Origin of the sequence: Nostoc sp., assembly GCF_036919575.1 — a bacterium.
Taxonomy (GTDB): domain Bacteria; phylum Cyanobacteriota; class Cyanobacteriia; order Cyanobacteriales; family Nostocaceae; genus Nostoc.
In genome coordinates this window covers 1-26782 of record NZ_JBALBY010000008.1, presented here as the reverse complement: position 1 = coordinate 26782, position 26782 = coordinate 1, and the positions used below count along the sequence as shown (strand labels likewise).

Genomic DNA, 26782 nt, shown 5'->3' with positions numbered 1-26782 from the left:
AAATGACAAATGACAAATGACAAATGACAAATGACAAATGACAAATGACAAATGACAAATGACAAATGACAAATGACAAATGACAAATGACAAATGACTAAAAAACTAACCTGGGTAATTTGGGGATTAAGTGTTTCCTGTCTAAGTGCGCCGGTAATTGCTTCAGCTTTAGAATCTGCACTAGGAACTAACGGTATTGATGCTCTGAAGCTACACCAACTTCCTTATAATTTAATCGGTCGTAAGATTGCTATTGGTCAAGTGGAAATTGGCCGACCGGGGAAGTTTGGGTGGGATAAGGCGGTGTCTAAAAATCGTGCCATATCTTTAGCAGCAGTATTCTTACGCAATGGGCCAGCTAAATCAAATAGCGGTGTTGACCCCCACGCTTACAATGTTGCTGGTGTGATGGTGAGTCAAGACAAAGCTTTGCCGGGAGTTGCTCCGGGAGCGCGGTTGTATTCGTCTGCGGTGGGTTCCACTAAAAACATGGGTCAGGCGGAAGAGTGCTTATCAGCCCAGCACATAGCATTGCAAAATGGTGGCGATGTCCGTGCCATTAACTTTAGCTTTGGTGAACCTCTGAGCCGCGATCCTAGACCAGAGGCTACTTTAGACGGCAATGCTTTACTAACTTTATGTGTTGACTGGTCTAGTCGGGTTCATGATGTTTTGTATGCGATCGCAGGCAATCAGGGTAAGGGTGGTATTCCCATTCCTACAGATAATTTTAACGGAGTGAACGTGGCTTTTTCATCCCGCAGAGGGGGAGTTTTTAACAAAGTAGACGTGGCTAATCTGGCGAGTGCTAACCAAGGAGTGAGTGGAAGGCTAGCTGGAAGGGAATTTGATCTTGGTGGGCGTCGCGCTATCAGTTTAGTTGCTCCTGGGAATAATATTCCTTTGCTCAATCCAGATGGCAAATTGAATAAGGTTACGGGGACGAGTTTTGCAGCGCCTCAAGTTACGGCTACTGTTGCTCTGTTGCAGGAATTTGGTGACAGACAGATGCGGACAAAACAACCCCACTGGAGCATCGACTCTCGACATCATCAGGTGATGAAAGCTGTGTTGCTGAATTCAGCAGACAAAATCCAAGATAGCGGTGATGGCTTGCGGTTGGGAATGACTCGAACGCTAATTGATAAACAAAATAAAAACTGGCTAGATTCTGATGCTTATAAAGATCCAAAGATTCCCTTGGACGCTCAAATGGGAGCGGGTCATTTAAATGTATTTCGCGCTTATCAGCAATTTAGTGCTGGTCAATGGCCACCATCAGCTGCGGTGCCAGCTATTGGTTGGGATTATCGCACAATCGATGTTGGAGCATCTGTTGATTATATTTTAGCAAAACCGTTAAAAGAGGGAAGTTTTGTTGCTGTCACCCTAAGTTGGGATCGATTGGTGAAACTCAACGATAAAAATAAAAACCAGCAATATGACGTGGGCGAAAATTTTAGCGATCGCGGTTTGAATAATCTCGACCTATACTTAATAAAAGCTAATGCTCAAAATTCAAACGCTGCTGCTGTTTGTTCCTCCATCAGCGACATCGATAGTGTAGAACATATTTTCTGCCCCGTTGCTGCTACTGGCAATTACAAAATCCGCGTCCAGTTTCGTCAAAAGCTCAATGAAGCGACTCAGCCTTATAGTTTAGCTTGGTGGAGTGTACCGATAAATTGAAATAGGGATGCACAGAATCAATTCTGGATTCTGGCTCCTGAATTCTGAATTCTTCTTAGGTAATGGTGATATAGTTACCCCAATCGGTTCTGATGGTGAGCAGTCAATGGCTAACGCCACGCTGCGCTATCGGACGCAAGGGGGAAAGTCCGGTGAAAATCCGGCGCTGTCCCGCAACTGTAAACCAAAATTGGGTGAGTCAGGATGCCCGCCGGTTAGAATCAATTCGTTTACATAAATCTGCGAGGTACAGATTATGAAAAGAACAAAACAGGCGTTAGTCAGTCTAACGCTGATGGGAGTTATCAGTTTTTATCTAGTAGTTGGTTTACCCAAACCCGCCTACGCCATGCACATTATGGAAGGTTTTTTACCAGTGCAGTGGGCAATTTTTTGGTGGGTTGTGGCATTACCATTTTTTCTATTAGGATTGCGTAGTCTGACTCGCATTACCCAAGCTAACCCGGAACTAAAACTACTGTTAGGCTTGGCTGGTGCTTTCACTTTCGTGCTGTCGGCGTTGAAAATCCCCTCTGTCACAGGTAGTTGTTCTCACCCAACAGGAACGGGGTTAGGTGCGGTGCTGTTTGGCCCCCTAACTATGTCGGTTTTGGGTAGCTTAGTATTGTTGTTTCAAGCTTTGTTACTGGCGCATGGCGGCTTAACGACGCTGGGTGCAAATGCTTTTTCGATGGCGATCGCTGGGCCATTTGCGGCTTACTGGATATATAATCTGACAATAAAGTTGGGTGGTAAACAAAGAATCGCCATATTTTTAGCAGCTGCGATCGCAGATTTACTCACTTACGTGATCACTTCTATCCAACTCGCCCTAGCTTTTCCCGCACCTGTTGGTGGGTTTATTGTTTCCTTTACCAAGTTCGCCGGAATTTTTGCCATCACTCAAGTTCCCTTAGCAATTAGTGAAGGATTGCTAACTGTGTTGGTATGGAACTGGTTGCAATCTTATAATCCTCAAGAATTGGAATTGCTGAAATTAATCAAGCGGGGAAGTGGCAATGAGTCAATCTAAAAAAGGGTTGAGTAACTGGCTGTTGGTGGTAGCCGTATTAGCTTTAGCAGTTGCACCATTAATATTTGTGCGCGGTGCGGAATTTGCCGGTTCCGATGACAAAGCAGAAAAAGCAATTACTGAAATACAACCTGGATATAAACCCTGGTTTAAATCATTTTTTGAACCAGCTAGTGGTGAAATAGAAAGTTTATTATTTGCTTCGCAAGCAGCTTTGGGTGCTGGAGTAGTCGGTTATGCAATTGGGTTGTATAAAGGACGTTCTCAACAACAAAAACGTGAAGAATGAGCCTGCAACTAGACACTTTAGCTTATACTAATCAACTGCGAAGATTGCCACCAGAACATAAACTGATTTTTGCATTTACTACTCTTGCTATTTCCCTTTGTACCCATCCGCTAGTGCAAATGTTGATGGCGATTTGGATGAGTGTTTGGACAGTTATCTATGCAAGAATTCCGGCTGGTGTTTATTTTAGGTTGTTATTGTTCACCATAGTTTTTTGTTTGACAAGTTTACCAGCACTGATGGTGAATGGAGTTGCGAACGCTGATTTGCCAAGCGTACAATTAGATTCGTGGTATGGACTAACTCTCGGACACTTCTATATTTATATCAGTCATAGTGGCAGTATCCAAGCATTGGGAATTTTAACCAGAGCATTAGCCTCTGTTTCTTGCTTATATTTTCTCATGTTAACTGTCCCTTTCACGGAAATATTACAAACTCTGCGTTACTTGCGATGTCCAGTGCTTTTAACCGATTTGTTATTACTAATGTATCGGTTCATTTTCATCTTGCTGAACACAGCCAATGAATTGTGGACAGCACAAAATTCTCGTGGTGGCTACCTGACTTGGCGTAGTGGGATGAAAAGTTTAGCACTACTAATCGGACAACTATTACAGCGAACCTTACAACGATATAGTCAGTTCTCTCTCGGACTGCAAGCACGGGGTTTTGTGAGTGAATTTCGAGTTTGGCATCCGCGCCGCTATCGTCCCCAAATGCGATATATCATCGAAGCAATTTGCGGCTGTGTAGGATTAATAGGATTAGAATTTTGGCGAAATGCAGGAATATTTACTCGAATTTGAGCAGGTATATTACACCTATCCAGGCGCACAGGAATCAGCTTTGAATGGTCTAACACTGAAAATTCCATCTGGCAAAAGGTGTGCATTAATTGGTCAGAATGGTTGTGGAAAAACGACACTGTTTCTATTAGCAAATGGGCTATATAAACCTGATTCTGGCATTGTACGTTGGCGTGGTGAACCGTTAAGTTATAATCGTAATTATCTCGGTAACTTAAGGCAGAAGGTTGGACTAGTATTTCAAGATCCAGAACAACAATTAGTGGCTTCTACTGTTGAAGAAGATATATCTTATGGTTTGTGTAATTTGGGTTTACCAGAACTAGAAATTCAAGACAGAGTAGAGCAAGCATTAGTTGAATTTGAACTGACTACTTTAGCAGAAAGACCAGTACATCATCTGAGTTTAGGACAAAAAAAGCGAGTTTCTATAGCTGATGTGATGGTGTTGCAACCAGAACTGCTGGTGTTGGATGAGCCAACTGCATATTTAGATATAAAACATACTCGTAACTTAATAGCAACCCTGAAAAAAATTCATCAAAATGGAACTACTTTAGTAATGGCAACCCACGATTTAGATCTAGTTTATCGTTGGGCAGACTGGGTTTTTGTTATGGATAAAGGGCGACTGATGCTAGAAGGTAAACCACAAGATGTATTTAGCCAGCGTAGACTTTTATCAGAGTTAGAGTTGGGCGTTCCATTGATATATGAGATATTATTTGATGGCCTATCTGCTGAGTCAGGAGTAGTTATAGAACGACTCCAAAAACGGATATTAGAACTATTTCATAATTTTTCCTGATTAGACAGTTAGAGAATGTCAATAAATTAGGATACAATGCTTTTATAAACAATCTAAAAACTTAATTATTTCAGACAATGAATGATAAGTATACACAGTCTTATTGTTTGTGATTCGCCACAAAAATTCTGCGGACTTTGATATAACTATAGGACTAGTATTTGATTTTTGAAATGCACGTAGTGGACCCTCTAGGCTAAAATAGTGCGCTAGACGTAGACGTAGGTTGGGTGGAGCGGAGCGTAACCCAACATATATCAGGATGTTGGGTTACGCAAAGCCTCCACCCAACCTACAATTTTTTTGCAACATTTTAGGCAAGATAGTCCACTACAAGACTACCGAGATTTTTTCAGAAATCAAATATGATTCCTATAAAACTTACGCACTGTACAAATTAATCGTGATGTGGATTAACGATGCATAGGTTGTTTCAGGCTTTGATTAATTATCCTTTGATAGTAAACAGACCATATTATAGGGGCACAGCATTGCTGTGCCCTTACGAAAGATGTGGTTTTTAAACTTCTTCATATTTGGTATTTTTTGTCAATGCGTAAGTCCTAATAACTTCTACTGACATTTGTGTTTGTGTCACGCTAAAAAACCTCAATAATTAAGGTAGATGGCTAATTTTTGGTTGCTCAAAGTAGCCATACACCATCTGAGAAACTTGACGAATAAAAGCTGTTGCTCTCTCGTCATTATTCGGTCTTCGCACGAAAATTCCTGCTAAATAACGCTTACCTGATGGTGTTTCAATGATACCTGCATCTCCTAATACAAACCGTAGAGTGCCTGTTTTGTGAGCAATACTTGCCCCATAGCCCAAACCAGACGGGAGTAAGCTTCTATTATGGCAACGAATCATGATACCTAAAACTTGAGAGCGACTTGTATCAGAAATTAACTGATTATTTGTAATCAAAGCTGACAATCGTACTAAGTCTTTCGCACTAGTTTTATTAGTTCCTTTAAAGTCTCCTAACATATTGTTAATTACAGTACTTTGCAATCCCCAACTGCGAAACCTCTGATTTAAATTTGCCTTACCGCCTAAACGGTCGATAATCATATTTGTAGCGGTATTATCGCTAATAGTCATCATTTTAGTTACAGTTTCCAAAAGACTAATCTTAGTTCCCACCCGCCGATACTGCATATCTCCAGAACCACCAGTAACGTGTTTACGTTGCATCACCAATGTTTCAGTTAGTTTAATTCTCCTTGTATCTATTCCTTGAAACAAAGCAATTAAAATAGGATACTTAATTGTGCTAGCGGCGGAGAAAGCTTGACCGCCATTGATATTTAAATAATCCCCTGTTTGTAAGTCCATAAAAAAGATTCCGGGAGTGAGGAATCTGTAGCGAGCAATTAATGCTTTAATTGGACTCTTTAGTTCCGATATTTCTCGTCCTAGAGGAACTATACCAGTGTAGTTAGGAGTATTTATTGGGTTAAGAAAATCGCTTGAGGGAGTTGGAGGAATGAATTTTAGTTCTGGTAGTTGTAAATCTGATTGATTTCCACTCCCGCCATCTGCGCTGTCAACTTGATTGGTGTTGTAATTCGCTTTTACTGGCGACGACAGTAGAAGAATACTTGTGAGACTAAGTAATAACCAGCGTAGTTTCATGTAGTGCTGTAATAATAGTATTGGATTGACTTACAGAGATTTCCAGGGAAGTAAATGAAATCCGGATTGATTGACATCGTATTTACTAAAATATCCTATGTCAATAGATATGGATAACATAAATTACTACAACTTCGGGAATAAAAACTAGGAATTAAAATCAGAAGATGAGATAGATAAAATTTACATACATTCGATCAAGTAGTTATGTATTTAGACAAATAGTAAGGGATTAAGATTGTGGTTTGAGTTTTGCTAGCAGTGATTTATACATAGCGATTGCGATAAATAAAGCACCCGCAATTGAACCGATTAAGGGAACTCCAAAAAATAAATTATTCCATCTTGTGGGATGGGCGTCTTGCCCGTCCTTTGTGATTAGCGGGCTTTTCGGCCCGCACCACAAGAAATTTTTGGATATTTTTTTATTTGTCAGTCCCTAAACAAGAATGCAGAATCAATAATTTTACCTATACTGTAAATTATCACAGATGGGGAAGAGTGAAAAACTACAACTGACAGCAGATTTCAAGGAAAGTGAGGTACACAACGATTCGTCCCAAAGCCAGGTATAAACCCTGTTTTACTTCTGGATTCTGAATTCTGAATTCTACTGTAATTAGGATACAGCAACATTCTTAAGGATGGTCATCGGTCCTTGGGCTTTGAGAATCTCCATTTGTGCTGCATTCTGCACTAGCAAAGCACCAGCGAATCCTAATGAATTCACAGAGATAGACTGGAAATGCTCCTGCGATCGCGGTACAATCAACATCCATTCTCGTGTTGCTAGCAGATTGTAAGCACCAGATTGCCCTGCATGTAAACCCACAGCATATAGCAAGGTGCGATAAGCTTCTAGTGTTGCTTGGGCTGCTGTGAATGGCGACTGCACCCAATGGGAATTTAGTGGTGCGAAAGCGTGTACAAAAGGAAGTTTTGGTAAAGTTGCGTTGACAAAGCCCATCGTTTGCGTAGCGGACGCACCAGAAAGTATCGAGTTCTGAAATTGTGCTGATGTTAGCAGAGGTTCAATAGGTATCTGCGGTCCTGAAGGTGTCAGTGGTAATGGCACTAATTGCAAGTGCTTGTGTCGCTGACTTGCACCTGCGGTTTTGCCACTGTTGTAAAATGCTAAACCATCGAAATCAGCTAGACATGCCCACATAGCCGTAAAATCTTCGAGGGTGAGTAAGCTTTCCTGCTCCTCGAAGTCACGGGTGATAATTAGCAGATGATAATCAACAACATTGAATTTATTCAAAATACATACATGGGAATCAGAGATATCCGCCACAAATAAATCCTCTTCGTAGGGTAAGAAGGGATTAAATTCTTGACCAGATGTAGCAGATTGTTTTTCCTGCTTCTCCTTGGCGGCTTTTTTGCGATTCAGGTTAGACAAAATCCGCACTAAAAAGCGCACGTTATCCTGTTCCACAAATTCAAATTCCGTCGGTATTGATAGCAGCGCCCCGCATTGCAAAGCATGTTCGGTCTGCTCTTTGACACTTGTCCATAAAGTACCAGGCTTAAGTAAGATTTTCCCCTGTACCATTTTTATTCCTTCAGGCATGGTGAAATATTTTAACAGTTTTAATTTTAGGACTTACGCATGAGTTACGGAATAACGTAGACACGAAGTGGCTTCCCGTTCGCGTAGCGTCTCCGTCAGGAGAAGGGTACCGCAGAGGCGCAGAGGACACGGAGAGAAGTCGGAGTTTGAGAGATATTTTGCGTAAGTCCTAAATTTCTTGTCGCTGACCAGTACGATGCTGTTTAGGAATTTATCCAGGCTATGCGAAAATAACTTATGTAATAAAGCAAACATTTCACACTAACGCAATACCTCTGCAACAAAACTGTCACAAATAATATCTACATTAGTAATACATCTAAATATCCTTCCAGAGAGCAATGCAAAACCAACCTCGTGATGGAGAACACCCATCAAATAGCATTTTATCCAACACTGCTGATGCTAAATACCAAAATCGAGCACCCTGGAAAAAGGCTGCCGCCTCTCTATCGTTGGTGCTGCTGGGATCGGGTATGACATTGGCAGGCGGCTATATGGCTGGACATTCTCAGCAGGTGTCTGAAAATGCATCTAATTTGGCAGTGAGTCGAGTAAATGCCGCTCCTCCATTAGCAGCCGGTACAGATCCTAACTTTGTTATCCAGGTGGTGCAAAGGGTCGGGCCAGCCGTGGTGCGGATTGACTCTTCCCGAACTGTAAAAACTCAAATACCAGATGAATTTAACGATCCATTTTTCCAACGCTTCTTTGGCTCTCAACTACCACAACAACAGAATCGGGTAGAACGGGGTACTGGTTCAGGTTTTATTATTAGTGCTGATGGTCGTATTCTCACCAACGCTCACGTAGTCGATGGTGCTGATACGGTGACAGTAACACTCAAGGATGGGCGTAGCTTTAAAGGAAAGGTTTTAGGAAAAGATGATTTAACCGATGTTGCTGTCGTCAAGATTCAGGCAGAGAATCTACCGTTAGTAACTTTGGGTAACTCAGATAAACTGCAACCGGGAGAATGGGCGATCGCAATCGGCAACCCCCTTGGATTAGATAATACAGTAACTACCGGAATCATCAGTGCTACCGGACGCAGTAGCAATCAAATCGGCGCTCCTGATAAACGAGTAGAGTATATTCAAACTGACGCAGCGATTAATCCCGGTAACTCCGGCGGTCCGTTGCTAAATTACCGTGGCGAGGTAATTGCCATGAATACAGCGATTATCCAAGGGGCACAAGGATTAGGCTTTGCTATTCCTATCAATACAGCACAACACATTTCTAGTCAACTAATAGCCACAGGCAAAGTAGAACATCCTTATTTGGGAATTCAGATGGTGGGGTTAACGCCTCAGCTAAAACAAAATATCAACTCAGATCCGAATAGCGGTTTGAGTGTGAATGAAGATAAAGGTGTATTAGTTGTAAAAGTTGTGCCAAATTCACCAGCTGCTAAAGCAGGCATACGGGCTGGTGATGTAATCCAAAAGCTTGGCGGTCAAGCAGTCACAGATGCCAGCAGTGTCCAAAAGGCAGTAGAAAATAGCCAAGTCGGGAGCGATTTACGTATGGAATTACGTCGCAATGGGCAGAATATTAACATAGCTGTGCAACCTGGTGCTTTCCCCACGCAAGTGCAATAAAAGTTTTGCGATTAAAAGTGAATTTTCTGGGATGGGTATTGTGCCCGTCCTTTTTTTCAGGTGCGAAAGTTTAGTTACAATAACCGCAAACTAGTACCGCAAGGCGGAATTCGTAATTCGTAATTCGTAATTCGTAATTAATTGTTTGCCAGGGTTTGAGACATTTCAAATGGGTGGCTTATTTACGCCGTGCTGTACTAGGGACTTCCAACAAATAAATTACCCAATCTTGTGGGGTGGGCCGAAAAGCCCACCTTAGCTTAGAGGCTGCTCTATCTCTACACCCGTTCCTTGGTCTAGTTCTATGAACTTTGGCCCAGCGATCAAAACTACAATCATCATTAAAATACTCGTCACCATGATGATGCTCACCACGCTGGGATCTTCAAAATTACTTGTAGCTACTAATAATGCTGCGGCAAAATTACGTTGAGCTGTTCCTACTCCTAGCACTCGTTGAGTATCGATACCAGGGCCGCCCAAAAGATAACCCACGGTAAAGGAGAAGACTATGAAAACGGCACAAACTAAAATTGCACCTGTTTGTAATAAGCCAATGATATCGTTAGTGTGAACTATCAGCCTGACAACCAGACCTAAAAGCAATCCAGCATTAGATAATTTGAACAAAATCGGCTGGATAATGGGGGCGATCGCACTCAATTTTGCTTTGATGAATAACCCAAGGATCAATGGGCTGACCATCATTAACAATAAGGGTTTGGCAATCTCCCAGGAGTTAATTTGCACACCTTCCACCACCAAGGGCAATACAATCGGCATATAAAAAATTGTGCCCAGCATTAGCAACATCATTAATCCCACCGAGAAAGCTATATTGCCTTTGACTATCTGGGCAAGTTTAGGTAGTGCTGGAGGTCCTGATGCTACTGCCATGATCAGTAAGCCATCTCTGAGTGGTTCACTTAAATGTACTACTTGCAGTAGCAAATATACAAAAAGCGGCACTAGCACAAAATTTGTTAGCAGCGATGATATGACTAAGCGAAGGTTGCGGAGTGGTTCCCAAATCTGTTGTACAGTTAGACTTAACCCTGCACCCAGCATGGTGAACACGATAAATGTGAAAAGTGCGAGTTTGTCGATTATTGACAAGATTTCGTTCATGATTTTTTTTCACGCAGAGACGCAAAGGCGCAAAGGGGCAGAGGAGAATAACCAATGAATGCTCAATACTTCTCTATGAGAGGCTGCGCCAACGGCTTTGCTCAGTCAAGTGCCCAATCCCCACTTGCCCTGAGCGAAGCCGAAGGGATGCCCAATGCCTATTACTTCAATTCCAGGGTGACTTGCTGTAAGTTGCCGGTGAATGCAAAGGGTGTTTGGTAAGTATCTACCGCAGGTGTGCCAGTATCTTGACCAACATCAAAGGTTTCATCTAAACCAAATCTGTAGCCTACGGTTTGCTCAATGCGGCCTTCGGCAACCTGTTGATCGTTAATCAAGAGCTTACCAGTACCACCTGCTCCCGGAGTGCCACCGTCATAAGTAAAGTCAAATTTGATTTGGGATTTGCCGATCGCAATTGGTTGGGAAGATTCAATGATTGTGTTATCGCTATTTAAGAAGTTGTAAGCAAAGGTGGGTTTACCTTCTTTCAAGAAGAAACTCCAACCCGCAAAACGTCCGCCTTGGGTAACTAAAACGCCTTGTGTACCAGATGCAGCAACGTCCACATCGGCAGTGATGCTAAAGGAGCGATTCTTAATATTGGGAGCGCTGCCTTCGGGAATCCCTGCAACAGATGTGTAATAAGTAAAGCTATTACGTCCTGTGGTTACGTTGGAACGGGTTTTGACATCAAACCGTTGAATCAAGCGATCGTCCAAGGGCAGAACTTTGTATTTCTTTGCTTCCTTCAGAAATAGATTTTGTAGTTGCGCTAACTTGGCAGGATTCTGCTTGGCTAAATCGTTGGCTTCACTGAAGTCTTTGGTAATATCATATAGTTCCCAATTATCTTCATCGAAGGTGGTTTTGGAGACACGCTCCCAAGGTAAGCGTCCATGACGGGCGGCTGCTACCCAACCTTGATCGTAAATGCCACGATTACCAAACATCTCAAAATACTGGGTTTTGTGATGGGATGGTACAGCAGGATCATCAAAGCTATAGACAAGGCTAGTACCTTCGATGGGTTGTTGTTTTACACCGTTGACTACCTCTGGTTCTTCAATCCCCACAGCTTCCAGAATGGTAGGCGCAATATCAATTACATGATGGAATTGGCTCCGCAGTCCACCACGATTTTTGATGCGTTCGCCCCAAGCCACAACTAAACCATTGCGGGTTCCACCGAAGTGAGAAGCAATTTGTTTTGTCCATTGGAAGGGGCTATCCACTGCCCAAGCCCAAGCTGCATGAAAATGATTGAAGGTTTTTGGCCCACCTAAATCATCTAAAGCGGCGAGAACTTCTTGAGGACTTTCTGCTACACCATTAAAGACTTTGAGTTCATTAACACTACCTGTTAAGCCGCCTTCAGCACTCGCACCATTATCGCCGGCGATGAAAAAGACTAAGGTGTTATCCAATTCACCCAGTTGATCAATCGCGTCAATGACTCTACCAATTTGTGCATCGGTATGGCTGAGGAAACCTGCAAATACTTCCGCCTGACGCGCATAAACTTTCTGTTCGGTGGGAGTCAGGGAATCCCAAGCCGGGAGTTCTGCCGGGCGAGGAGTCAGTTTAGTATCGGCAGGAATTACACCCAAGGCTAGCTGACGAGCAAAGATATCTTCGCGTAATTTATCCCAACCTCGATCAAATTTACCCTTGTACTTGTCGATCCATTGCTTGGGCGCATGGTGGGGTGCATGGGTTGCGCCAGTGGCAAAGTAGGTAAAGAAGGGTTTATCAGGAGCGATCGCTTGCTGGGTGCGAATCCACTTAATTGCATGGTCTGCTAGATCGGGGGTAAGGTGATAATCAGGGCGATTTGGTTTCTGAATATGTTGGGTATTTTCCACCAAAGCTGGACTCCATTGATTGGTATCACCGCCCAGAAACCCATAGAAGTACTCAAAACCTAAACCTGTCGGCCAGCGATCGAATGGGCCTGCGGCACTGGTTTCATAGTCTGGGGTATTGTGCCATTTGCCAAAGGCCGCCGTGTTATATCCATAGTCTCGCAATACTTCAGCGATCGTTGCCGCACTTCTAGGTAAAATCGCAGTATAACCTGGGTAGCCTGTGGCTAATTCCGTAACCACACCTGTACTCACAGAATGATGGTTGCGTCCTGTGAGCAATGCGGCTCTGGTAGGAGAGCAGAGTGCTGTGGTGTGGAATTGGTTATAACGCAATCCCCTTTCTGCTAGATGGTCTAAATTCGGCGTATCGATCAGACCGCCAAAGGTGCTGCTTTGTCCAAAACCAACATCATCAAGCAACACCAGCAACACATTTGGTGCATTTTCTGGAGCCTTAAGGGGTTTAGGGAAGTCTGGTTGGGATTCTTTGTAAGTAATGCCAATTTTACCTTTAAAAGATGGTTGGGGTAATGGCAATTTGTCGCCGTAGTCCGCCCAAGCAGGTAGAGGTAAGAGACTAGAAAATATTAGCGTCAGGGCTGTCAAAAAGGCGATCGCACCAGAAGTTAACTTGAGAGATGCATACAAAGAATCTTTCTTGTGAGGATCAGTCATACAATTTTGGATTTTAGATTTTGGATTTTGGATTTTTTTCACAGGTAAATGTGGGGGTGCAAAAACGCCGATTATTCATCCGCTTTTTCGGTCATAATACCCAACTGAATTCTGACGACTGGCGCCAATATTGCTGTTCGGTAAATTTTTAACTAGCCGAAACCCGATATGAGTAGTTCCCGTATCGGGTGATTCTGACTCCCGCGCCGCCGGACGGTAGCGGCTACAGTAATTGGGAGCGCAGAGATATGATCCCCCCTTGATTACGTGTAACTCTGATTCATCGGGCTTTTTGGGATCAAAGCTTTGATTTAAGGCAATAGGATTAATTTGATGGGATTTGCGATCGCGTCTGACTTGAAAGAAATCAGTAGTCCATTCCCACACATTGCCGGCCATATCATAGAGTCCATAACCATTGGGTGCAAAAGAACCGACGGGAGCAATGCCCAAGTGACCATCGGCTTTGGTGTTGAAAAAGGGAAAAATTCCTTGCCAAGTGTTGGCTCTATGTTCAGAATATTCATCGCCCCAAGCATAGGTTGCACCATCCAAGCCACCACGGGCGGCATATTCCCATTGAGCTTCGGTGGGTAGGGATTTTCCTGACCATTTCGCGTAGGCTAGGGCATCTTCGTAAGCTATGTGAACAACTGGATAGTTGGATTTGTTAGCGATTGCACTGTCTGGGCCAAAGGGATGTTGCCAATTTGCGCCAGTAGTCCAATGCCACCAACTCAGAAAGGAAACTTCCTTGACGCCTGGTTTTGCGATCTCAAACACTAAAGAACCCGGTAATCGCTGCTCATTGGGTAAATCGGGAAACTGTTCTTCAGATAAGGGACGCTCTGCAACTGTCACATATCCTGTTTCTTTGACAAATTCACCAAATTGTGCATTTGTTACCTCATATTTATCAATACAGAAGTTAGTCACCGTTACATTTCCAGGCGATCGCTCTTCCACAAAACTGGAATTATCAGACCCCATTTTGAATGTTCCTCCTGAAATCATCGCCATATCTTGGGGACAGGGATTGACTGTGGCTGCAAATGCAGTTGTATTCATGAATAAGAGTGCGATCGCTATTCCCCGAATGAATATTAGTGTGAGAATAGTAATGTTTTTTTTCATCTCTAATATTCTGATTTTTGCTACTTCTAATTGAATGCCTGTAGTTTATCAATAAGATTCAACTTTGCTGAAAAATTAGATTATTTTAGATTCTAGATGAACAATTACCCTTTTCTTCGTAATTTTCGTTAATCTATTTTTCGCCTTATTTATTGTCGAAAAATACGGATTTTATATCAATAAATCTTCAGAAAATTTTCAATACTTCATACTATGCAGAAACTGTTAGAGGATGTTTGAAAAGTTTTGGGCGAATATAATTCCCTACTATACAAACTCTCGCCCGCCTGCGCGGACTAACCAAAAACTAGGTCTTTCAAACCCAAGGAGGTGGGTTTCGTCTGTATAGCCGCGATTTCTAATCGCCGGGGCTAGTATTAATTTAGACTTTTCAAACAACCTCTTAACTCTCAACTCTAATCTTCGACTAATTTACAATAAAGATGTTTATTTTTGCTAAAATACTAAAAATCGATTGACTTACCGATGTTTATTCTAATATTGATAAATTACATCTTGTGAAAACATAAGTCAAGTACTATTAAGAAAACAGTCAATACACATCAAGACTTCCCTTCTGCCCTCAGCATAGCCGCCTTGTTTTGTAATATAAAGTACCTTGTCTGACACAAGTGTAATTAGCGTAGGCATCGCTATGCGGGAAAAGTTTCTGCATGATGCTCATCTAGGTAAACAGACCAAATAAAAAACTCCATCCCAAGAGTGGGTGGAGTTTTTGGGCATGGGGAATGGGGCATAGGGCATGGGGAAGAAGTTACCTGTTTGGCCTATGCCCCAAGCGGCGCTTTGAGCAACCTCGTCCACCCACTCTTGGGATTGGGACCCGCGACTTTCTTGTTGACCACAAAACTAGAATTTTTGGTGGGGGTGCAAAAACGCCGATTATTCATCCGCTTTTTCGTTCAGAATACCTAACATGAATTCTGACGACTGGCGCCAATATTGCTGTTCGATAATAATGGTCGGATGCACTTCGATCTGAATTTTAAGCTAGAGCTACTGCTGGTTGCTGCCAGCGTCCCACCGCCTTACCAATCACTGCTAATTCTTGCATCAAGTGATCAAAACGGTCTGGTGTCAGAGATTGCGGCCCGTCGGATAAAGCTTTAGCAGGGTTGGGGTGAACCTCTATCATCAGGGAATCTGTGCCAGCTGCGATCGCAGCCATTGCCATTGAAGGCACAAACTCAGACCAACCTGTACCGTGGCTGGGGTCAATCATAATTGGCAGGTGAGTCAGCTTTCGCAACACTGGCACTACTGATATATCTAACGTATTCCGAGTATACTGACGGTCAAAGGTGCGAATTCCCCGTTCACACAAGATCACATTGGGATTGCCAGCGGCCAAAATATACTCGGCAGCCATCAACCAATCTTCAATAGTAGCTGCCATTCCCCGCTTCAAGAGAACTGGTTTCGGCTGCGCTCCCACTTTTTTGAGCAAGGAAAAATTCTGCATATTCCTTGCCCCCACCTGGATCACGTCAGCAACTTCGACAATTTTATCCAGGTCAGCAGCATCCATCACTTCTGTAATAATACCTAATCCGCTAACTTCTCGCGCCTTCGCCAACAAATCCAAAGCACTCTCGCCGTGTCCTTGGAAGGCGTAAGGTGAAGTCCGAGGTTTGTATGCCCCTCCGCGCAAAAATGTGGCTCCAGCCGTCTTGACGCGCCGCGCCGTCTCCACAATCATTTCTTCATTTTCTACTGAGCAGGGGCCGGCAACGACTACCAAAGGGTGGTGTTCACCAAATACCACTGCTCCATTGGGAGTATTAACCACCACTTCCGAAGCTTCGCCGTGGCGGTACTGGCGGCTGGCTCGTTTGTAAGGCTGCTCTACCCGCAACACCTGCTCAATCCAGGGGCTAACTTCCTGAACTTGTAGTGGATCTAAGCTGGCGGTTTCACCTACTAGACCAATAACTACTTTGTGTTGGCCAACAATTTTTTCTGGAGTTAGCCCCCAACTACTTAGTTCCTCATCAATCCGGTTTATTTCCGCCTCTGGGCAACCACTTTTCATTACTATAATCATGTGAAAGTTCCTGATTAATTGAGTAAATTTTTCTGTAAATGGGCTAACTTTATTGTTGCACCAGGCGACTGGAAGTCGCGCGCCAGGTGCTTCAAGTCGGCGCAGCCGCCCAACGCACTGGCTTGGCTACACAGGCGAAACCCACCGACCTGGGTTAATAAAAACCTTTGATTTTCTCTTAGTCCACGGAGGTGGACTTCGTTTGTATAGCCAAGCCAGTGCGGGAACAGGGGGTTTCCACGCCACTTCCTTCAAACTCCTCCACCCCCGCAACGGAGTGGCTCCCCATGAGCAACTGGCGTGCGATTTATAATCGCCAGGGGTAGGTGCAAGATGTGGGCTAACTTTATTGTTGCCTATTGGACTAATTACGAATAGTTAAAAACAAAATAAATTTATTTACAAAATATAGCGCTCAGTCAGTAGTTTTACTACTAAATAACTTGATATAGGGTATAAAAAAGATTAAAGAACAGAATTCAGGAGTCAGGAGTAAGAATTCAGTTGGGTATTCTGACCGAAAAAGTGGATGAATAACCTCTTTTTAGACCCCCACCAAATCTACGATTTGGTGGTATTCAATTAGTGGCGGGTCTGAATCCCCGACTAATTGATTCTGAATTCTGAATTCTGGATTCTGCATTCTTCTTCAAATAATTTTAATTAGCAATGTTGAAGTTATAAAATTTCAACTTCAACATTCACTTTAAAATTTACCGAATACCGCAGTTATATAATACCTGAGCGCCGTTGATTATGAGTTTTTTTGCCGCGTTTCGCGCCAAACTGCCACCATTCGTCCCCAATTGGTGTTGAACTCACCCAAACCCAGCAAACTTCCGACTCTTTCTTCATCCCAAGAGGCAGAGAGAACGCCATAAGTTATCCCTAAGACCCCCAAACCAAATAATCCCATATTCACCAATAAGACGGCGATGGGAGGTAGTTGGATGTCGGAGTAGATAGCAAGCAGATAGCTGACTACCAGGGTGGTAATGCCCAAAGCTGTTGGTACACCACAGAACCCAGCTACCCGTCGGATCATCCTCTGGCTGACTACTTGGGGAATAGTCATTTCTTCTTTGGTGTAAGGTGTCCTTCTATCAGCCTGTTTGCTAGATTCTTGTGGCTGTATTGCTGGTTTACTTTGAGTTTTTGCGGGTTTTTGGCGCTTTTTGTTTGGTTCAAAGGGCAAGCGACTGCGTTCAGATTCTTCAGCAGACATAAGCGGTAGTCCCTATCCACGAATACCGAGGCGAGCAATCAAAGCTTGATACTTTTCCCGGCTTTCCTGCGATATGTAAGCTAGAAGACGCTTACGCTGACCAATTAGCTTCAACAGTCCCCGCCGGGAAGAATGGTCTTTTTTATTTGCCTGGAGATGTTCGCTGAGGCGGTTAATGCGCTCAGTTAGCATGGCAACTTGGACATCGGACGATCCAGTGTCGGTTTCGTGAACTTGGTAGTTGGAAATTATTTCTTGTTTCCGCAGTTGCGTGAGGGCCATGATCGATTCAGTTTCTAGTTTTTCTAAATGTATGTAGCAGTCTCCCATAATATCACAGCCCTCAAGCTGGATGTAGAATCACCTTTGCTGCTAGATTTTGTAATTTTTGATACCAATTAACTGGTAAGCTAGACCCACTATACTCTGTTTCAGTAAGATCCCTAGTTATCAATGATTTCTTGACAAATTACTACTGCTAAACAAATACCTTGGCTGTATAGCTTGGCAAATCAGTGATTAAACCATCTTCTCCAACTTTCACCTCCCAGTTGGTGAGCCAATCTTGCCAATCTTGAGCAGATGGGAAGTTGGGAATTTTATATTCATTTAAATTCTGGTCGGAGAAATTTGCCACGACAACGATATGAGAATTTTGCTCATCCCATCGGGTGTAAGCTAACACTTTGTCCTCGGCATTTTCGTAGAAAAACTGGATATTGTCACTTTGCAAGGCGAGATTCTGCTTGCGTAGAGCAATAAGTTTTTGATAATACTCAAATAAATTATGATTCTGGTCGCCTGACAACAAAGACCAATTAATCTTCTGTGGCTTAGTCACATCTTCGCTTTTTTGTTGGTATTCGCCAAACTCTTCTCCCATCCACAGCATCGGTATACCCATCGCTGTCATTAAGAGAACAGCTGCTAACTTCGCTCGCTTAAATGCGTCTGCGTCAAAGATACCGCGATCGCCTAATTCTCGCAATAGACGTTCGCGATCGTGGGTTGCCAAATAATTTATCACATTGGTAGCGATCGCATAACCCTGCTGCCTGGGATTTAAAATTTGCTTTAGTTGTTCTAATTCAAATGTTTCTCCACAAATATATGGAACTATAAAGTACCTAAAACTCTCATGCCAACAACCATCTAATGGTCCATCTGGCTTAACTACAGTGTTTGTATCAGGAATATGTTCGGCAATGTTGTAAAACTGTTTGGGTGCAGCATGGATTTTTGTTTGTTTAGCCAGCCAGTCGAGAAATTCAAAGTTAGCTAATTGGCGCACCGCATCAAAGCGAATTCCATCAATGTGATACTCCTGAATCCAAAATCGCACCACATCCCCGATGTATTTCCATGCAGGCTTAACATTTAACTTTTCATCATAATTATCATAGTTAAACTCTGGTCCCCAATAATTATCTGGATCTTCAGGATAATGCATATGTTCGTAATACCAGTAATTCCGGTCAATCAGCATTAAAGGGCATTCTTCATCTGTGTGGTTATAAATTCCATCCATAAAAACACGAATGCCTCTAGCATGACACTCATCGATCAATCGCTTTAAATCTTCTGTTGAACCGTAACTAGATTCTGTAGCAAAGAAATGGCGTACTTTATAGCCCCAGCTATAGTTACCAGGGTACTCATTAACTGGCATTAATTCAAGTGCATTAACTCCCAATTCAACCAGATAATCTAACTTGGCAATTACCCCTAAATATTTGCCTCGTTTGTCAACCCCAACGCGATCATCAGTAAAATCTGCAACGTGCATTTCATATATGACTAATTCCCGATTGTCAGGCAACGGTTTTTCGTCATATTGCCAAACGTAAGTATCAATAATGCGTTGCCCATCTTTAATCCGTACACTGCTGGATTTTTCTCTTTCATTAACATCTGTGGCATTAGGGTCAATAACATCTACCCATTCATCAAGTGCAAAATTTGGACTTTTGCTTTGAACACGAAATTTATATTGATAAATGCCGTCTTCCAGCTTTACTTGAGTACAGAAATAACCATCTTCATTTTTTACCATTGGGATTTCTTTCCACTCAGAAAAAGACCCAATTAAAGCTGCCCCTTTGTTCCGAGGAGCAAACAACGTAAATTCAATTAAACTTCCCATTTGCATTTTTTTTAATATCTTGCTGTAAGTAGTCCGTGTAACCATGTGCGAGAATAGGGACTGACAAATAAAAAAATACTCAACTACTTCTTGTGGGGTGGGCATCTTGCCCGCCCGTATGGAAAGGCGGGCAAGATGCCTGCCCCACAAGATTGGGTAATTTATTTGTTGGAAGTCCCATACAAACATTACCCCAAGCATAGGGTTAGCATCTGCTCAGGGAATCGACCTTCCTGAAACCTTTCGAGACGGTACTTCGTTACGAATGACCATACATCTATCTAAAGATAGACTTGGTTAAAAATAAATATGTGCTTTGAAATTTACTTAGTTTGTAAGTATTTTATAACATAGAAGACTTATTTTCTGTTGCTTCAATAAACGCCTCAAACTGGCCATTAGGTGTCCATTGAATAGCCCCATCTCGTCCTGTAAAAAATATTTTTGTTTGGCTTTTATTCAGTTCAGATAAAGCTTTTGGGTCAAAGTTGGCAGAAGAAGCGATCGCCACTTGTGGTTGCAGTGCAATAACTAAATCTTTCAATGACTGAGGGGCACACCACAGCACTTGTGGACGAGGCAAACTGCCACTTTTAACTAGTTGCTGTACCTCTTTAGACTTGATATTACCTACTAATAACCAATTCTGATCTAAAATTTGCAATTGTAAGATGGGTAATTGATCGTTGATTAATTTTGCCACTATTGAACCCGTTTTCACGGGTTGACCAACTGCCAGGGCTTGGTAAGATCCCTGATACTTTTGTAATTCTTGTTGAATTGCCTGAATTACAATGGAATTTTCTGGCTTGGGGGAATATTCATAAAAATTTCTGATTGGTAAACGTTGCAGTAATTCCAACCAAGCACTACTTTCGTTGCCTTGGAAATCAGTTGCGATCGCCCAATTTATTTGATTTACACCCTGCTGTTGCAAAAACGGTAGGATTGTGAAACGTCCTGTACCTTCATCGCCACTATTAATTACAGTTACTGTACCTCTATCTTGAACAATTACAATTGGTTGCGTACCAGATTCTAATACCGTTATCCTAAACAATGTATTTGTCGAATGCCAAAGGGGGATGAATACTAAACCAATCGCAATCACATTAGCAAACCACCACCGTCGCTGCCACCAAGGGACTAACCAAACTAGTATAATCAGTAGATAAATCACCAGAAGTTGCCAACTAGATATGCTGCCTACAGCAACGGAATTTCCGGGCAACTTGCTAAAAAATTCCACTAGTTTAATTAGCCAATCAGTAGGGTAATGCAACACCTCAGCGAGGAAACTTCCTGCCTCAGTCCAAATTAATGCTGCGATCGCACTAATGATTCCACCGATACTAATGATTGAAATTAATGGAGTACTAAGCACATTCAGTAACAAACTATAAGATGGTACAACCCCAAAGACAAAAAGTTGCACAGGTAAAGTCCAAATCGTGGCAGCTAGGGGAACGGCAATCAAAGCAGCGATCGCAGGTGGTAGCCATGCTAGGCGGTTGACTAATGGGGGTACTGTTACGACTAATCCCAGTGTTGCTAAAAAACTCAATTGAAAGCCTAAATCCCAAATCCATAGAGGATTAAAGACTAATAACAGAGTTGCTGCTAATAGTAATGATCCGAACTGTTTTACCTTCCTTTTTAATAGCAGACCAACTAATGCCGCAAAACCCATAATTACGGCTCTGAGAACCGCAGGTTGAAAACCTGTTAAACTCAGAAAAATGATTAAACCCAAAAAGCCAAGGGTAAATTGAGTTGCTTTTTTTGCCCGCCTTGTTAACTGTAATATCACACTTAAAATCAAAGAAGTTTGGAACCCAGAAGCTGCTAAAGCATGGGCTAATCCGGCTTGTACAAACAAGTCGCGGATATCGTAGGGTAAATCAACAGCTTTGCTGCCTAAAACCATTGCACTGACAAGAGGCCCTTCAGGGACACCTAACCAACGAACTTGCGATCGCACAATTCGCTCCCGAATTTGCCACCATCCCCATTTACGTTCCTGATCCAAAACATTTATTTGTCGCCCAATTAGGCCGGCAAACGTTCCTTCTTGCTTGAGAAACTTCTGAAAGTCAAAACCACCAGGATTGGAAGCCGCCTTTGGTTTGTACAAAATCCCAGTCACAGCAATTTGTTGACTAGGGTATAACCCAGTAGCTTGAAGTATAGGCACTGTCACATACAATTTGCCAGTAACCCCTTTTGGGACACCTGCTGAACCTTTTTCATTTTTGACCTCATCTAGCTGAGTCGCTTCCAGCCAAAATTGTCCTCGCTGACTGCGAGTTAAGCGGGGATTACTCGCCACTTCACCGCGAACAATCACAAGTTGTTCTTGATTACTGCTATTTCCAGGCGGGACGAACTGACTAATATCTTTTGCACCTGGTTGCGGCACTCGCCATTGAAGATACAGAGTTGCCAACAATCCCACCAAGCCAGCAGCTAGCCATATTCGCGGATGGAGAGTAGTTTGCCAAATGTTAGGGACTGCCTTATTTTTGCTTCCAACATTTTCTGGTTTCTGAGCAAGTTGCCGTGAAGTAGTGCGTCTTCTAAACAGAATTGCTCCCACTATCCCCAGAACCAAAATCCACACACCACCCCAAGGAACTGCTGTAAACAGCAACCCGAAAATGTAGCCAAGACAAATAATTACACCACTGGTTTGAATCATAAGATTTTTATGCTTATGGTGAAGTAGAATCCATCAAGTTTATACAAACAAAGCCCGCCTGTGCGGGCTTTATCCTTGTAGCCTTAAACTCTGCCATAGAAATTAAAAATAGTACATCTTTGTCAGCTACATACATGATGTAATATCTGTGAGTTTCGTTTTGGAAACTTCTCCGAAATACTTTCACTTTTCCAAACTTAGCGATCGCATATTCTTTTCTTAATGCACTTATTATTTACTTTGTCAATGCGTAAATTATGGTAAATTACTTAACGCAGATTTTACAACACAATCCTCCCTAACAATAGTGGGCTTTTTATGTAGAAATATTTAGACTAAATGGCTTCACTTTACTATCGTCCTAAAGTATATATGTAATTACCCTTAGGGTTTGCGAAATCAAGGTCTGAGCATTGGTACCAATAGCTTATTACTTTTCATACTTCCTAGCATAGACAGGCTAAAAATCCAAATCCAAATATGGAATTTGTGATTTTCAGCGTGTCTTACTCAATCTTGAATAAGGCTGAAAAACGTAATGCGAAGACTTAAACTTCTGAGTGTCTTGTTGATAGTCGGTTTATCCCTTAGCCTTTCAGTGTTCATTTCTTTTGTTTTCCCACACAAAGTTTTTGGTCAGTTTCGTACCAACATTCCCAACGATGCCACGTTAGTTGCACAGCGAAAAGTCGAAGTTAGTTCAGGCTTCGTGGTTGCGCCTCCGAATAAACCCCTTCGCCCAGCAGAGCGTCTCCGTCGCGATACCTATGGCGATGTCGGACTTGCTCCCCTGAGGACGGCGGCTCAGTTAGATCGATTGCTCTATCCTTCTGTTTCGCAATCAGCTCGTCAGAAAGTGGTGGAAGGGGCGTGGTTTTTTACCACCCCAGAAACCGTTACCGAAGGCGCAGGGGCGATGGCTAACCAAACCCGATGCGCGGGCTGTCACCTGAATAACCTTGAGTCGGTTCCGGGACTGGGGCTGCTTACGGGTATCTCTAACGTCAGTCGAGCTGGACGGTCAACCCCCACCAACTTCAGTTATACGTCGGGTGACACCAATAAAGGTGGTAGGCCCGCCGGTGTTCGCTTAGATCCGGTCAATCCAGACGGTTCTGTTAACTTGAATATCGTTAGTAAGTCCGACCCAGCCTTAGATGCGGTCAATAATACCGGGCGAACCGCAGCCTTTACGATCTTCGGGGACTTTTCACCGTCGGTTGAAGCAGTCGATCCGACCAAATCTTACGATCCTCTGGATGGTTCTAAAAACCGCGTCACAGGTAATGCACAGAATTTTGGTGGTTTTGTGCAGCATACACGCCCTCCGATTGCTGAACTTAAAGCTTTCGATCGCAGTATAGATTGCAAACCAGATGCGATTCCAAGCATCGCCCAAGATCGAAACCTCGGCACGATTAATCCAACTACGGGACTGAGTTCAAGTGGATTTCGACGTGGTGTCGGTGAACGCGCTGGACCCCCCTATATTGGTCGTGGGCTGATAGAGGCTGTTCCAACCCAGGACATTACAAACGCTGTTGATCCCTCTGACACTATAGGTGGCAAATCGTCTTTGAAAACTGCTGTATTTCAGTGTACCGGTGATTGTGTTGAGGGTGCGGTCAATATAATTCCTGCCAATGCGCCACCTGACAAACCCAACGCCCTAGCCTCTGGGGTAGGACGTTTTGGCTTACGTGCGAATGGCGCAGAGATGTTGCAGTTTGTTATTGGGGGCTTGCAAGGTGAGCTTGGCATTACGAGCTTGGCTAACAATAATGAGATCAATATTGCTGATCCCAAGATTGCTCCCTACAATAAGAACTGCAAAAATCCACTAGCCGACCCTGAGTTTCACCTCAGCACCCCATTTAGTGAGCGCAATTTCTTGCGCCTGACGGCTCCCCCAGAATTTGGCCCCAATCTCTTGTCTGTGCTAAATTCCAAAAATCCCTCTCAACCTCGTTCTGACTACAGTGGTGCAGCCAGTGTTCAACGGGGAGCGCAGCTTTTTGGTATTGATCTCACTGCCTTTGCCAACCGAATGATCCCCGGTCGTATGCCTAGCGGAGGCGATGGTCGTGATCCCAATGCCATTAACCAGAGCGATCGAATGGTGAGTTGTGTGAGCTGCCATACTCCGGTTCAAAGAACTGGTCGGTCCCCTGCTGTTGGTGATCCATCCTTGGGTACTGATGCAGCAGCCGTTGTAGACATTCTCAGTTACCGTTGGGCACCAATTTTCTCGGATCTGATTTTGCATAAAGGCCCCACCATTGATGCTGAACGGTTTGCACCAACTCCGCGTGATCCAATCCTTGTGAACCGAACCACGGTTGTTGGTAGTAACCGATTGAACTTCAAGACGTATGATCTGCGCCGTAACCTAACTGATGATATCTTCTCAAACCAGAAAGCAACTGCTAAAGGTGAAGAGTTCCGTACACCGCCTCTGATGGGGATTGGTAAGGTTGGTCCTCCATTCTTGCATAATGGTAGCGTCTACTTGAGTACCCTCACCCGTGACACAACGCCTGCCGGTACTGTGTTTACCAATAGCGAAGTGACCAATGCACCGTTGGTTGTTCGTTCGGTAGACGATGCCCTTCGTGCAGCAATTGAGCTACATGATCTACCTGCACCCGATGACTATAAGACCTCTAAGTTGCCGGGCGGAGGATGCCCTGTTCCTCCGGGTGGCAAAGTCTTCAATAAAATCGGCAATGTTATCAACTATGGCTCATCGCCTGAAGATGTCATTTGCCCACCTTATACCAGTACTCTTTCGACAAATCATCGAAGTGAAGCACGCGAAGTTATCGGTCGTTTCCGTTATCTGACACCTTCTGATCAACAAGCGATCATTGATTTCTTGAAAGAGCTGTAGTAAGTCTCCAATATCTCTAATATAGATTGTTTGTGAATTCACTAGGGGGACGTTCTTAAGAACGTCCCTTCTTTTGATATCTTCGTGACCATCGGCACAGTCTGTCTACCTGAAGGATGAAGCCGACTTCGACCAACCCTGGCGGATCTAATGCATGATCCGTTACCCTCGTAAATTGACGAACATATTGTCCTAGCGGACTTCGTTCGTGTAGCCGCACCCTTTATGATATCGGGCTTCCTGTTGAACTAACAGTATCTTTGAGCAATGGAAAACCCAACTTCTCCCTTTGCTCAACATATAAATGAGCTATCTTCCTAGCCAAATGCCGAATCCTGGCAATATAGCGAGTTCTCTCCGTCACCGAAATCACACCTCTAGCATCCAGCAGATTGAACGTATGCGAACACTTCATTACATAATCTAAGCTAGGCAAGACCAATCCTCGCTCTGTCAATTGGGTAGCTTCCTGCTCATATAAATTAAATAGTGTCAGTAGCAACTCAGGATTCGACGCTTCAAAGTTGTATGTACACTGCTCAATCTCTCCCTGGAGGTAAACATCACCATAAGTAATGTTATCCGTCCAATGAATCTTAGTAATTGCTTCCACTTGCTGGAGATACATTGTCAGTCGCTCTAACCCGTATGTAATCTCAATCGACACCGGACGGCAATCAATTCCTCCACACTGTTGGAAGTAAGTAAATTGAGTAATTTCCATCCCATCTAACCATACTTCCCACCCAGTGCCCCAAGCTCCCACCGTCGCATCTTCCCAGTTATCCTCTACAAACCGAATATCGTGGTCTTCAGGGCGAATACCTAAAACTCTTAACGAATCAAGATAAATCTCCTGGATATTATCTGGCGACGGTTTGATTAGAACTTGATACTGATAATAGTGTTGGAAGCGGTTGGGGTTTTCGCCATACCGTCCATCCGTCGGGCGACGACACGGTTCAACATAGGCAACAGCCCACGGTTCCGGTCCCAATGCTCTTAAAAATGTCTGGGGATTCTTAGTACCAGCCCCCTTCTCAATATCGTAGGGCTGGGCAATCAAGCAACCGCGATCGCCCCAAAACTCATGTAATAAACCAATTACCGACTGAAAATTCACGCTTCACCCTTCCTTACTCAGCACAGTGCATAAACCATTGTTGCCTACAACCCGGCACTGTGGTCAGTTTCAAGTGACTCGAAAACAGTCCAAAAATATTTTTGGAAAAGTAGTTGACACATGAAGATAGGTTCGCTATATTGAATAAGTGCCTGAAGCGAAGCGAGAAAAAGCGACGCTGTGAGGGACACCGAACCTTGAAAATATTATAGTTTGAAAGCGATTATACAACAAGTGTTTTGCGTCAAGCAAATAAAGAAAACTAAGCTGAAGTTGTAAAAGAGCAGCTAAAGAGCTAAAACAAACAAACCAAAACGGAGAGTTTGATCCTGGCTCAGGATGAACGCTGGCGGTATGCTTAACACATGCAAGTCGAACGAAACCTT

Annotated in this window: 20 protein-coding genes, 1 rRNA gene and 1 riboswitch; of the genes, 10 read left to right on the top strand and 11 right to left on the bottom strand. The window is 43.3% G+C overall.

The annotated features are described in order from the left end of the window. Nucleotides 1–93 precede the first annotated feature (93 nt). The 5 genes from V7K27_RS03120 (at nucleotide 94) to V7K27_RS03100 (ending at nucleotide 4628) form a co-directional block, all read left to right on the top strand. Nucleotides 94–1689 carry a S8 family serine peptidase gene (locus tag V7K27_RS03120; protein ID WP_334944208.1) on the top strand — a complete coding sequence of 532 codons (1596 nt, stop codon included), beginning with the start codon at nucleotides 94–96 and terminating at the stop codon, nucleotides 1687–1689. A 67-nt stretch (nucleotides 1690–1756) separates the two neighbouring features. After that, a riboswitch (cobalamin riboswitch) is annotated at nucleotides 1757–1919 on the top strand. Nucleotides 1920–1945: 26 nt separating this feature from the next. After that, nucleotides 1946–2722 (top strand): energy-coupling factor ABC transporter permease, encoded by a 777-nt coding sequence (locus tag V7K27_RS03115; protein WP_334944206.1) that lies wholly within the window; start codon nucleotides 1946–1948, stop codon nucleotides 2720–2722. Next, a complete protein-coding gene (locus V7K27_RS03110) occupies nucleotides 2709–3011 on the top strand; it encodes an energy-coupling factor ABC transporter substrate-binding protein (RefSeq protein ID WP_334944204.1) in 303 nt (100 codons plus the stop codon). Before V7K27_RS03115 ends, V7K27_RS03110 begins: the two co-directional genes overlap by 14 nt. Beyond that, complete coding sequence (gene cbiQ / locus V7K27_RS03105; protein WP_334944202.1) at nucleotides 3008–3820, top strand: cobalt ECF transporter T component CbiQ; 813 nt, start codon at nucleotides 3008–3010, stop codon at nucleotides 3818–3820. The genes V7K27_RS03110 and cbiQ overlap by 4 nt, the downstream gene beginning before the upstream one ends. Continuing rightward, on the top strand, nucleotides 3795–4628 hold the full coding sequence (locus V7K27_RS03100) for an energy-coupling factor ABC transporter ATP-binding protein (RefSeq protein ID WP_334944200.1): 834 nt from the start codon (nucleotides 3795–3797) through the stop codon (nucleotides 4626–4628). The genes cbiQ and V7K27_RS03100 overlap by 26 nt, the downstream gene beginning before the upstream one ends. A 616-nt stretch (nucleotides 4629–5244) precedes the next feature. Here V7K27_RS03100 and V7K27_RS03095 read toward each other — a convergent pair. After that, nucleotides 5245–6267, bottom strand: coding sequence for a serine hydrolase (locus tag V7K27_RS03095; RefSeq protein ID WP_334944198.1), 1023 nt, complete (start codon nucleotides 6265–6267; stop codon nucleotides 5245–5247). A gap of 619 nt (nucleotides 6268–6886) precedes the next feature. Continuing rightward, the gene (locus V7K27_RS03090; RefSeq protein WP_334944196.1) at nucleotides 6887–7825 is read right to left on the bottom strand and encodes an ATP adenylyltransferase family protein; all 939 of its coding nucleotides are present in this window, start codon (nucleotides 7823–7825) and stop codon (nucleotides 6887–6889) included. A 359-nt stretch (nucleotides 7826–8184) separates the two neighbouring features. Here V7K27_RS03090 and V7K27_RS03085 point away from each other — a divergent pair, with 359 nt between their 5' ends. Then, entirely contained in the window at nucleotides 8185–9447 is a 1263-nt protein-coding gene (locus tag V7K27_RS03085; RefSeq protein WP_334944194.1) for an HhoA/HhoB/HtrA family serine endopeptidase, read from the top strand. 255 nt (nucleotides 9448–9702) lie between these two features. Here the strand turns inward: V7K27_RS03085 and V7K27_RS03080 are convergent, their stop codons facing one another. The 3 genes from V7K27_RS03080 to V7K27_RS03070 form a co-directional block, all read right to left on the bottom strand. Continuing rightward, nucleotides 9703–10575, bottom strand: a complete 873-nt coding sequence (locus V7K27_RS03080) for a bile acid:sodium symporter family protein (RefSeq protein WP_334944192.1) — start codon at nucleotides 10573–10575, stop codon at nucleotides 9703–9705. A gap of 161 nt (nucleotides 10576–10736) precedes the next feature. Next, nucleotides 10737–13118 (bottom strand): arylsulfatase, encoded by a 2382-nt coding sequence (locus V7K27_RS03075; RefSeq protein WP_334944190.1) that lies wholly within the window; start codon nucleotides 13116–13118, stop codon nucleotides 10737–10739. A 75-nt stretch (nucleotides 13119–13193) separates the two neighbouring features. After that, entirely contained in the window at nucleotides 13194–14252 is a 1059-nt protein-coding gene (locus V7K27_RS03070) for a formylglycine-generating enzyme family protein (protein ID WP_334944188.1), read from the bottom strand. Nucleotides 14253–14975: 723 nt separating this feature from the next. On the opposite strand from V7K27_RS03070, the gene V7K27_RS03065 reads away from it, so the two are divergent. Further along, on the top strand, nucleotides 14976–15188 hold the full coding sequence (locus V7K27_RS03065; RefSeq protein ID WP_334944186.1) for a hypothetical protein: 213 nt from the start codon (nucleotides 14976–14978) through the stop codon (nucleotides 15186–15188). Nucleotides 15189–15258: 70 nt separating this feature from the next. On the opposite strand, the gene aroF is transcribed toward V7K27_RS03065, so the two are convergent. Continuing rightward, nucleotides 15259–16317, bottom strand: a complete 1059-nt coding sequence (gene aroF / locus V7K27_RS03060) for a 3-deoxy-7-phosphoheptulonate synthase (RefSeq protein WP_334944184.1) — start codon at nucleotides 16315–16317, stop codon at nucleotides 15259–15261. A gap of 52 nt (nucleotides 16318–16369) precedes the next feature. Between aroF and V7K27_RS03055 the strand changes: the two genes are divergently transcribed. Next, nucleotides 16370–16630, top strand: a complete 261-nt coding sequence (locus V7K27_RS03055; RefSeq protein ID WP_334944182.1) for a hypothetical protein — start codon at nucleotides 16370–16372, stop codon at nucleotides 16628–16630. Nucleotides 16631–17071: 441 nt separating this feature from the next. Here the strand turns inward: V7K27_RS03055 and V7K27_RS03050 are convergent, their stop codons facing one another. The 4 genes from V7K27_RS03050 to V7K27_RS03035 all read right to left on the bottom strand — a co-directional run bounded on the left by V7K27_RS03050 (nucleotide 17072) and on the right by V7K27_RS03035 (nucleotide 22383). Continuing rightward, a complete protein-coding gene (locus V7K27_RS03050) occupies nucleotides 17072–17542 on the bottom strand; it encodes a PAM68 family protein (RefSeq protein ID WP_334944180.1) in 471 nt (156 codons plus the stop codon). A 12-nt stretch (nucleotides 17543–17554) separates the two neighbouring features. Beyond that, a complete protein-coding gene (gene rpsO / locus V7K27_RS03045) occupies nucleotides 17555–17824 on the bottom strand; it encodes a 30S ribosomal protein S15 (RefSeq protein ID WP_196526018.1) in 270 nt (89 codons plus the stop codon). A gap of 196 nt (nucleotides 17825–18020) precedes the next feature. Then, nucleotides 18021–19685 (bottom strand): alpha-amylase family glycosyl hydrolase, encoded by a 1665-nt coding sequence (locus V7K27_RS03040; RefSeq protein WP_334944178.1) that lies wholly within the window; start codon nucleotides 19683–19685, stop codon nucleotides 18021–18023. Between the two features lie 343 nt (nucleotides 19686–20028). Beyond that, nucleotides 20029–22383 (bottom strand): ComEC/Rec2 family competence protein, encoded by a 2355-nt coding sequence (locus V7K27_RS03035; protein WP_334944176.1) that lies wholly within the window; start codon nucleotides 22381–22383, stop codon nucleotides 20029–20031. A 709-nt stretch (nucleotides 22384–23092) separates the two neighbouring features. Here V7K27_RS03035 and V7K27_RS03030 point away from each other — a divergent pair. Then, nucleotides 23093–25273, top strand: coding sequence for a di-heme oxidoredictase family protein (locus V7K27_RS03030; protein ID WP_334944174.1), 2181 nt, complete (start codon nucleotides 23093–23095; stop codon nucleotides 25271–25273). 223 nt (nucleotides 25274–25496) lie between these two features. Here V7K27_RS03030 and glyQ read toward each other — a convergent pair whose 3' ends face one another. Beyond that, nucleotides 25497–26396: a glycine--tRNA ligase subunit alpha gene (gene glyQ / locus V7K27_RS03025; RefSeq protein ID WP_334944172.1), complete on the bottom strand. Its 900-nt coding sequence runs from the start codon at nucleotides 26394–26396 to the stop codon at nucleotides 25497–25499. 311 nt (nucleotides 26397–26707) lie between these two features. Between glyQ and V7K27_RS03020 the strand changes: the two genes are divergently transcribed. Further along, nucleotides 26708–26782 (top strand): 16S ribosomal RNA (locus tag V7K27_RS03020); the annotation flags it as partial.